This window comes from Actinomyces oricola, from assembly GCF_004104015.1.
GTDB classification, from domain to species: Bacteria; Actinomycetota; Actinomycetes; order Actinomycetales; family Actinomycetaceae; genus Actinomyces; species Actinomyces oricola.
The window spans coordinates 49,649-58,819 of record NZ_RYFV01000021.1; the positions used below are offsets into that span (position 1 = coordinate 49,649).

General features: G+C 68.4%; 7 protein-coding genes. 6 read left to right on the plus strand and 1 reads right to left on the minus strand.

Going from position 1 to position 9,171, the window contains the following annotated elements:
* The first annotated feature begins 183 nt into the window (after positions 1-183).
* Both dhaL and ndk read left to right on the plus strand, forming a co-directional pair.
* Entirely contained in the window at positions 184-834 is a 651-nt protein-coding gene (dhaL, locus tag EUC46_RS09020) for a dihydroxyacetone kinase subunit DhaL (RefSeq protein ID WP_128773835.1), read from the plus strand.
* Positions 835-939: 105 nt separating this feature from the next.
* Complete coding sequence (gene ndk / locus EUC46_RS09025) at positions 940-1,374, plus strand: nucleoside-diphosphate kinase (protein ID WP_128773836.1); 435 nt, start codon at positions 940-942, stop codon at positions 1,372-1,374.
* 283 nt (positions 1,375-1,657) lie between these two features.
* Here ndk and EUC46_RS09030 read toward each other — a convergent pair whose 3' ends face one another.
* Positions 1,658-3,415, minus strand: coding sequence for a L,D-transpeptidase family protein (locus tag EUC46_RS09030; protein ID WP_241655508.1), 1,758 nt, complete (start codon positions 3,413-3,415; stop codon positions 1,658-1,660).
* A 282-nt stretch (positions 3,416-3,697) separates the two neighbouring features.
* Between EUC46_RS09030 and gatC the strand changes: the two genes are divergently transcribed.
* From gatC to EUC46_RS09050, 4 genes are all read left to right on the plus strand, one after another.
* A complete protein-coding gene (gene gatC, locus EUC46_RS09035; RefSeq protein WP_128773837.1) occupies positions 3,698-4,003 on the plus strand; it encodes an Asp-tRNA(Asn)/Glu-tRNA(Gln) amidotransferase subunit GatC in 306 nt (101 codons plus the stop codon).
* Entirely contained in the window at positions 4,000-5,520 is a 1,521-nt protein-coding gene (gatA, locus tag EUC46_RS09040; RefSeq protein WP_128773838.1) for an Asp-tRNA(Asn)/Glu-tRNA(Gln) amidotransferase subunit GatA, read from the plus strand. The genes gatC and gatA overlap by 4 nt, the downstream gene beginning before the upstream one ends.
* Entirely contained in the window at positions 5,520-7,016 is a 1,497-nt protein-coding gene (gene gatB / locus EUC46_RS09045) for an Asp-tRNA(Asn)/Glu-tRNA(Gln) amidotransferase subunit GatB (protein ID WP_128773839.1), read from the plus strand. Before gatA ends, gatB begins: the two co-directional genes overlap by 1 nt.
* A 167-nt stretch (positions 7,017-7,183) precedes the next feature.
* On the plus strand, positions 7,184-8,572 hold the full coding sequence (locus EUC46_RS09050) for an NAD-dependent malic enzyme (protein ID WP_128773840.1): 1,389 nt from the start codon (positions 7,184-7,186) through the stop codon (positions 8,570-8,572).
* The last annotated feature ends 599 nt before the right edge of the window (positions 8,573-9,171 follow it).

Sequence of the window (9,171 nt, forward strand, 5' to 3'; positions counted from 1 at the left end):
CTTGCCCAGATGGGCGCCTTAAAACCTGTGGGCCCCCGGCTCCCATCGCGCCAGGTCCGGACGCGTGGGAGACTGCCTTCTAAGGGCCGCACGCCGGCGGTCCCGGGAATGGCTGTGAGGGACTGACCTCATGCCACCACATGCAGCCCGCTTCCGACGACGTCGATACCTGGAGGAATCGCCATGCCTCTGGATGCAGCATGGGCCATAGCCTGGACCCGCCTGGCTGCCGCCACCATATCCGAGCACCGGGAGGAGTTGAGCGAGCTCGATCGGCTCATTGGGGACGCCGACCACGGCGACAACCTCGACCGGGGCTATCGTGCCGCCGTATCGCGGCTCGACAGCACTGAGGACCCCGGCGCATACACGACGCCAGGGGCGGTTCTCAAAGCAGTCGCCACGACGCTGCTGGCTACTGTCGGCGGTGCTGCTGGACCGCTCCTGGGCACCGCCTACCTGCGCGCCTCCCGTGTCGCCGACGCCGAGGAGCTTGGACCCCAGGGCATTGCCGACCTGCTGGAGGAGGCCACCTCCGGCATTGAGGTGCGGGGCCGCGCCGAGGTGGGGGATAAGACCATGATTGACGCCTGGCGACCCGCTGCCCGTGTTGCCGCGGCGAAGGCCGCCGCCGGCGCCACCACTGCGGAGGTCCTTGAGGCCGCGGCAGCTGCCGCGGCCCAGGGTGCGATTGATACCGAGCCGCTCGTGGCCCGCAAGGGAAGGGCCTCCTACCTGGGGCCCCGGTCCAAAGGGCATCGGGATCCTGGAGCCGCCTCCTGCGCACTAATCCTGGCCGCCGCCGCGGCGGCGGCCAGGGGCGAGGCGGCGTGAAGCGGTCGAGCCGGCCCTCCTTGCGCCCGCGTGGAGCGATCAGTCACCCTGGGCCTGACACCGTGCCCCACGGACTAACCGCTTCGCGCCTCGAAAGGACCCGCCATGACCAATCAAGCACCCGGCCGCATTCTGATCCTCGTCAAGCCCGACGCCGTCGAACGCCGGCTCACTGGTGAGATCCTGCGAAGGGTTGAGGCCAAGGGGTACGACCTGGTGGCGCTCAAGGTGGTGACTCCCACCCCAGAGCTCCTGGCCGAGCACTATGCGGAGCATATTGCCAAGCCCTTCTACCCCTCTATTGTGGAGTACATGACCTCCGGTCCGGTCGTGGCCGCGGTGGCCAGTGGCCACCGGGTGGTCGAAGGGTGCCGCTCGCTCATGGGCCCCACCGAGCCGACTCTGGCCGCTCCGGGCACGATCCGCGGTGACCTTGGCCGCGACTGGGGGACTGACGCCATGAAGAACCTCGTGCACGGCTCGGACAGCGATGAGTCCGCCGCCCGGGAGATCGCCATCTGGTTCCCCGAGTTGGTCTGAGTCCCGGCCCGGGCCGCCCAGGCGCATGGGCGGGTGGTCCCCGGCATGAGGCGGCCCGGTAAGCGGTCGGCCCGTCGTGGCCGTCGGTCACGGCCATGCCGTGGACCCCCAGGGCCGCCTCCTCGCCCCGACCCGAACGAAACGAACAGGAGGGCCACGCAGGCGCTCCGGGGCCGCTCCGGGTCTCTCTTCCTGGCCGGCGGGATCTTGGAAAAGCCCTCGGGGGTGCCCGCCGCCTTGGGCGGGCACCCCCGAAGAAGAACTGGAGTCCAGGTCAGTAGTGTCAGTAGTGGCTGACCACCGTAGTTCCGATCTCGGTCCAGTTGTAGAACCACAAGGCCTGGTCAACAGGCATATTGACACAGCCGTGAGAGCCGGAGTAGCCGAAGCTTGAGCGCCACGGAGCACCGTGAAGGGCGTAACCGGAGTACCAGTAGGTCACCCACGGCACGTCCTCAGAGACGTAGGGCGTGCCATCGGCGTTCTCGCCGCGCATCGTCTGCGACTCGTACTTGAGGTAAACGTGGTAGGTGCCGGTCACCGTGGGGGTTTCGGCAGCGCCGTCGACCATGAGGACCGGGCCGCGCACGACCGTGGCCCCCTCGTAGGCGGTGACGGTCTTGTTGGACAGGTCGACATCCACCCACTTCTCATTCGGCGCCGCCGGATAGGCCAGATTCTCGGCACCATCAGCGATGGTCCGCTCCTCCCAGGTCGCCGGGGTCACGGTCATCTCGAAGGTGCCGGAGTAGGCGGTCCCGGAGTTGAGGGCGGAGGCAATGGCCTCGGCCACGGCGGTCGCATTGTTCACCGACTGACCGTCCTCGGCCTCGACCGGGGTGGCCACGACCTCGCCACGAGAGTTGACGTTGCGCTGACCGGTGATCGGCTCGGTGTTGACCTCCGTGGCCTGCTCGTTGACCCAGGTGGCGACTTTCGTGGAGTCCACCGACAGAGTCGGCAGGTCCCGATCCTTGGCGGTCACCGTAATCCAGGAGGCCTTGGTCGGCGCATCCGCGGTGAAGCTCTCCTCGCCGTCGGCCGAGGTCACCGTGACGTCCTGGGCGACCCATTCATTGGCGGTGTCGGCGACCTTCTGGGCCTCCTCGTCGCTGACGGCCGGGTCCGCGGCCTGGAACTGCATGGTCACTGAGGTCGAGGTCAGGGTGCTGGCCGCCTGCTGGGCGGCGTCGCGAAGAATCGACGCATCCAAGCTGGTGCCGCTGGAGGCCGGTGTAATCTCGAAGGTCTCATTGTCGGCGCCGAGCACGACGGAGGCGTTCTTGGCCTTACTAATGTCATCGGGGATCAGAGAGATCGCGTAGTCCACGGAGGCGGCCTCGTTGTTAGAGGAAACCACGCTGATCTCCTGGCTGCCGAACAGGGCGCGGAAACGGTCCGTGACGCTCGCGCCACGGGCCATGGCCGCGTCCGCGGTCGCCTCGGCGTCCACGGTGGTGCCAATATCCGTCAGCGTGGCCGTGGCCTGCACGTCACCGGAGATTGCGACCGTGGCGTTAGACGCCTTGTCCTCGACGAGAGTGATGATCTGCTCACGGCTCATCCCTGACACATCAGTGCCGGCAATGCTCGTGCCCGGCACGGCCAGGTCCGAGTAATGGCTGGCGTAGGCGAAGCCGCCCACGCCCACGGCGCCGAACAGCACCAGAAGGGCGGCCGCGGTCCACAAGGGCCAACGACGACGGCGGGCGGGCCGGGGGGCGCCGCCATACGACGGGTTCGTCATGTCGGAGAAGGGGGCCCTCGCGGAGGTCGCGATGGCCGCTTGCGCATCCCGGGAGAACTGGGGCGGAACAGTCATGGAGGAGGTGGGGGCGACACTGTCGGTCGCCGCGGCAGGAACGGAGCCGACCTCCTGAGTGGAAGTCGCGTCCAAATCTTGAGGCGCGACGGGCGCGGCCGCCGGGGCGTTGTCGAACTCCTCCGGGGTTGTCCCAGTGGGGAACTCTTCGCTGTGCATGGGGTCCTTGTCCCGGACGGTGCCATTGACTTGCCTGCCATGCACGGACTTGCTCGTCATGCGCTCCGTCCTAATTGCCAGATCCCGCTCCTACCGCGGAATCCTCATGGCCCCATGACACCGGTCGCCCGAACGAAAGTCAATGCCGCTCGCGCCCTCCGACCTGTGAGATCTTGCATGAGAGCCCGGGAATACCGCGGATTCGCTGGGTGTGGCCCGGTTGGCGCCGGGCAGCAGTGCCCAGGCTGTGGACAACAACGGGCGCGGGGGTTCTCCTCCGATGGTGCAGCGGGTGCCGGGCCGGTCGCGGCGCCGTCGTCCAAGGTGGCTACACTCGGCCCCATGTCAGCCATCTCCAAGGATGAGGTCGCCCGCGTCGCGGCGCTCGCACGCGTGGCCCTGAGCCAGGAGGAGGTGACGCGCCTGGCCGGTGAGCTGGACGCCGTCGCCTCATCCTTCGCCCGGGTCGCCAGCGTGGTCACGCCCGATCTGCCCGCCACCTCCCACCCGGTCCCGCTCACCAACGTGCTGCGCGAGGATGTCCCCGGTCCGACGCTCGATGTCGCCGAACTCCTCGCCGGCGCCCCGAGGGCCGAGGATTCCATGTTCCTCGTGCCCCAGATCCTTGGAGAGGACTCCGCCTCATGAGCGACCTGCCCCTCCTTCGGGCCACGGCCGCCGAGCAGGCCGCCGCCCTGGCCGCCGGGGAGATCTCCTCCCGTGAACTTACCGCCGCCCACCTGGAGCGCATTGGCGCCGTCGATGCCGCCGTGGGGGCCTTCCTGGACGTGGACGCCGCCAAGGCCCTGGCCGACGCCGATGCCGCTGATGCCGCCCGCCGCGCGGGCAAGGCCGGTCATGAACTGACCGGTGTGCCAGTGGCCGTCAAGGACCTCTTCGTCACCCGTGGGCAGGTCACCACGGCCGCCTCCAGGATCCTGGAGGGGTGGGTCCCGCCCTACGACGCTACCGCCGTCGCCAATCTGCGCGCCGCCCACTTGCCCATTGTGGGCAAGACCAACCTCGACGAGTTCGCCATGGGGGGCTCCACGGAGCACTCCGCCTTCAAACGCACCGCCAATCCCTGGGACCTGGGCCGTATCCCCGGCGGTTCCTCCGGTGGCTCGGCAGCCGCGGTGAGCGCCTTTGAGGCCCCCCTGGCCCTGGGCACGGACACGGGCGGATCAATCCGCCAGCCCGCCGCGGTCACCGGCACCGTGGGGGTCAAGCCCACCTACGGGACGGTGTCCCGCTTCGGCGTGATCGCCATGGCCTCCTCCCTGGACACCCCCGGCCCCATGGCGCGCACCGTCCTGGATGCCGCACTGCTCCACGACGTCATTGCCGGCCACGACCCGCTGGACTCCACCAGCCTGCCCGACGCCCCCCGCAATATGGCCGGTGTCGTGCGGGCCGCCCGGGCGGGGCGGGACCTCACAGGCCTGCGCGTCGGGGTCGTTAAGGAACTTGACGGCGGTGAGGGCTATTACGATGGCGTCGTGGCCTCCTTCCACACGGCCCTGGAGCTGCTGGAGGCCGCCGGCGCGCAGCTGGAGACCGTCTCCCTGCCGCACCTGGAGTACGCGCTGGACGCCTACTACCTGATCATGCCGGCGGAGGCGTCCTCGAACCTGGCCCGCTACGACGGTATGCGTTACGGCCTGCGAGTGGAGCCCTCGCACGGACCGGTGACAGCGGAGACCGTCATGGCGGCCACCCGTGGCGCGGGCTTCGGCGATGAGGTTAAGCGCCGCATTATCCTGGGCACGCACGTGCTGTCCGCCGGGTACTACGACGCCTATTACGGCAGCGCCCAGAAGGTGCGCACGCTGATCCAGCGGGACTTCGCCGCCGCCTGGGAGGACTTCGACGTACTGGTCTCGCCCACCGCCCCGGTGACGGCTTACCGCTTCGGGGAGAAGGACGACCCGTTGGCCATGTACAAGCTGGACGTCACCACCATCCCGGCCAACCTCGCCGGCGTGCCGGGCATGAGCCTGCCCTCGGGCCTGAGCGACGACGGGCTGCCCGTCGGCTTCCAGATCCTGGCACCGCAACGCGCCGACGACCGCCTCTACCGCGTCGGCGCGGTGCTGGAGGCGGCCCTGGAGGAGAGCTGGGGCGGGCACCTGCTCGCTCGGGCTCCTGAGTTGGAGGAGAAGTGATGAGCGAGCAGCTGATGGACTTTCAGGAGGCCGTGCGCCGCTACGACCCGGTCCTGGGCCTGGAGGTGCATGTCGAGTTGGGCACCGCCACGAAGATGTTCGACGCAGCCCCCAACACCTTCGGCGCCCAGCCCAACACCATGGTGACCCCCACCTCGGTGGGCCTGCCCGGGGCTCTGCCGGTGGCCAACGCCAAGGGCGTGGAGTACGCCATCCGCATCGGCTTGGCCCTGGGCTGCAAGATCGCCGAGACCTGCCGCTTCGCGCGCAAGAACTACTTCTACCCGGACCTGTCCAAGGACTTCCAGACCTCCCAGTCCGACGAGCCCATTGCCTACGACGGCGCCCTGGAGGTCGAGCTGGAGGACGGCTCCTTCTTCACCGTCCCCATTGAGCGGGCCCACATGGAGGAGGACGCCGGGAAGAACACCCATGTGGGCGGGGCCGACGGGCGTATTGAGGGCGCCGACTACTCCTTGGTGGACTACAACCGCGCCGGCGTTCCCCTGGTCGAGATCGTCACCCGGCCCATTGAGGGCGCGGGCGAGCGGGCCCCGGAGGTGGCGGCGGCCTATGTGCGCACCCTGCGCGACATCTTCCGGGCCCTGGGGGTCTCCGAGGCGCGCATGGAGCGGGGCAATGTGCGCGCCGACGTCAACGTTTCCTTGCGCGAGAGTCCCAGCGCCCCCTTGGGAACCCGTACCGAGACCAAGAATGTCAACACCTTCCGCGGCATTGAGCAGGCGGTGCGCTACGAGATCCAGCGTCAGGCGGCGGTGCTGGCATCGGGTCGTGAGGTGCTTCAGGAGACCCGCCACGGTCAGGCCGACGGCACCACCCGCCCCGGGCGGGTGAAGTCCGACGCCGACGACTACCGCTACTTCCCCGAACCCGACCTGGTGCCGGTGGCCCCCAGCCGGGCGTGGGTCGAGGAGATTAGCGCCTCACTGCCCGAGATGCCGGCTGTTAAGCGCCGTCGCCTCAGGGCCGAGTGGTCGCTGTCCGATGTGGAGATGCGCGACGTGGTCAATGCTGGTGCCCTGGAGCTCATTGAGGCCACTGTGGCCGCCGGTTCCAGCGGCCAGGCCGCCCGCAAGTGGTGGATGGGGGAGCTGGCCCGTGCCGCCAAGGAGCAAGAGGTCTCTTTGGAGGAACTGGCGGTCACCCCTGTCCAGGTGGCCCAGCTCCAGGGGCTGGTCGACTCCGGGCGCCTGACGGACAAGCTGGCCCGTCAGGTTCTCCAAGGCGTGCTCGCCGGTGAGGGCGACCCTCAGGAGGTGGTCGCCGCCCGGGGGCTGGAGGTTGTCTCCGACGACTCCGCCCTCCTGGAGGCAGTTGATGAGGCCCTGGCCGCCAACCCGGATGTGGCTGACAAGATCCGGGGCGGCAAGGTTCAGGCCGCGGGCGCGATCGTCGGGGCAGTGATGAGGGCCACGCGAGGCCAGGCGGACGCTAAACGGGTGCGCGAACTGGTCATGAAGCGCGTTCAGGGCTGAGAAGCCGCATTGCCGGACGGGATCGGCTTCTTCCCCGTTTCCGGGGAAGAAGCCGATCTCGCTTTGTGGGCGTTCGACGTCGGTATCCGGGCGGTGGCGGGTTAGGGTCACACCGATACGGGCCGTCGCATTCAGTGCGCGCCCAGAACGCTCACGGAGGGAAGTTCATGGCCCAGCCCAGCCCTAGCTACACCGTCGCCCTGCACCTGGAGGTGCCGGCCTCGCAGAAGGCCGTCGCCTCCCTCGTGGACACGGCGACCGCCACCGGTGCTGTCGTCAACGGTGTTGACGTCGCCGAGGCTGACGGTGACCACCTTATTGTTGATCTGACAGCGGACACCCGCGACTCGGTGCACCGCGGCGAGCTTGTCGCGGCCCTGCGTGCGCTGGACGGCGTGGTCGTCCGGAACGTCGGCGACTCGACCTTCATGGCCCATGTGGGCGGCAAGATTGAGATCGCCGCCCGCTACCCCATCCACAACCGCCGTGACCTGGCCCGGGTCTACACCCCCGGCGTGGCCCGGGTGTGCAAGGCGATCCACGACCACCCGGAGCGCGCGCGCCTTCTGACCATTAAGAAGAACACGGTGGCCGTGGTCACCGACGGCACCGCCGTCCTGGGGCTGGGGGACATCGGCCCGGCGGCCGCAATGCCCGTCATGGAGGGCAAGGCGGTGCTGTTCAAGCAGTTCGGCGGCGTCGACGCCTGGCCGGTGGCCTTGGACACCAAGGACCCCGAGGAGATCATCGCGATCTGCAAGGCCATTGCCCCGGCGTACGGCGGTATTAACCTGGAGGACATTGCCGCGCCCAAGTGCTTCGACATTGAGGCCCGGCTGCGCGAAGAACTCGACATCCCCGTCTTCCACGACGATCAGCACGGCACCGCCATCGTTACCCTGGCCGCCCTCATTAACGCCCTGAGGATCGTGGGCAAGCGGATCGAGGACGTGCGGATTGTCCTGTCGGGCGTGGGCGCCGCCGGCTCGGCCATTGCCAAGCTCCTCATGGCCCACGGCGCCACCGACATTGTGGGCTACGGCCGCACCGGGGCGCTCTCGGCGGAGGACACCGAGGGCATGAACGAGCACCGTAAGTGGCTGGCCGAGAACACCAACCCGCGTCGGGTCACCGGTACTCTCAAGGACGGGCTGGTGGGAGCGGACGTGCTCATCGGAGTGTCTTCGGGCAACCTGCTGCAACCGGAGGACCTGAAGGCCATGGCCCCGAACGCCATCGTCTTCGCCATGGCCAACCCGGTCCCCGAGGTCGACCCCATTGCCGCCGGTGACTACGCCGCCGTCGTGGCCACCGGCCGCTCGGACTTCCCCAACCAGATCAACAATGTCCTGGCCTTCCCGGGACTCTTCCGCGGTCTGCTGGACACCGGCATCACCAATATCTCCACCGAACTGCTGCGCGCCGCAGCGACCGGCATCGCCTCAGTGATCTCCGAGGAGGAGCTCAGCCCCGTCTACATCATCCCCGGCGCTTTCGACACCCGTGTGTCCAAGGCCGTTGCCGGGGCTGTTCGCCGTTTTGCCGACGACGCCTGAGGCTGCGGCCGCAGTAGGCCGCGGCCGCAGTTGCCCCTGGCTGCCCCCGGCCGTTGGTCAATGGGGGCCGACAGCGGGTTGATGGCTAAGCGCATGAGATTCATTCGGCCGGGTTGCGTGTCCCGTCAGGGGCGCGGAACCCGGCCGAACGCGGACGGGACGCCCGCGGGAAGGCGCGCGCCGTGGGCCAGTGGCGGGCCAGTGCGGAGCCACCGTGGAGCCGGTGTGCCGAGCGTCATTCGCCCTGAAATTGACGCCGCTCCCGGGGCGCCCCGTAGAGTAGTGGCCGTTGCGCCGGCCGCCCCCGCAGGGCGAGGGCCGGCACGGCGAACAGGAGAACTCAACAGCCGGATCCGAATGAGGCGGAGGTCACTGACCTCTGGTTTGACAGTGTGGTCCGGGTGCTTTTAGAGTTATCTCCGCTGCCTGCGAGGGCGGGGTGCCATCCTTCAGGGAGGCGCAATAATCTCGCTGGGTGTGTTGTTTGAGATCTCGATAGTGTGTCATGTTTTTTGTGCCTTTTTGTTGGGTTTGTGGTGCTGGGTTTTTGGCTGTGGTCCTGGGGTTGTTGTTCTGGGGTTGTGGTTGGGGGTCTGGTG

What these genes read in the sequence shown, in the direction of transcription:
- EUC46_RS09050 (WP_128773840.1), top strand. Translation starts at nt 7,184, where the DNA reads ATGGCCCAGCCCAGCCCTAGCTACACCGTCGCCCTGCACCTGGAGGTG.
- ndk (WP_128773836.1), top strand. Translation starts at nt 940, where the DNA reads ATGACCAATCAAGCACCCGGCCGCATTCTGATCCTCGTCAAGCCCGAC.
- gatA (WP_128773838.1), top strand. Translation starts at nt 4,000, where the DNA reads ATGAGCGACCTGCCCCTCCTTCGGGCCACGGCCGCCGAGCAGGCCGCC.
- EUC46_RS09030 (WP_241655508.1), bottom strand. Translation starts at nt 3,415, where the DNA reads ATGACGAGCAAGTCCGTGCATGGCAGGCAAGTCAATGGCACCGTCCGG.
- gatC (WP_128773837.1), top strand. Translation starts at nt 3,698, where the DNA reads ATGTCAGCCATCTCCAAGGATGAGGTCGCCCGCGTCGCGGCGCTCGCA.
- dhaL (WP_128773835.1), top strand. Translation starts at nt 184, where the DNA reads ATGCCTCTGGATGCAGCATGGGCCATAGCCTGGACCCGCCTGGCTGCC.
- gatB (WP_128773839.1), top strand. Translation starts at nt 5,520, where the DNA reads ATGAGCGAGCAGCTGATGGACTTTCAGGAGGCCGTGCGCCGCTACGAC.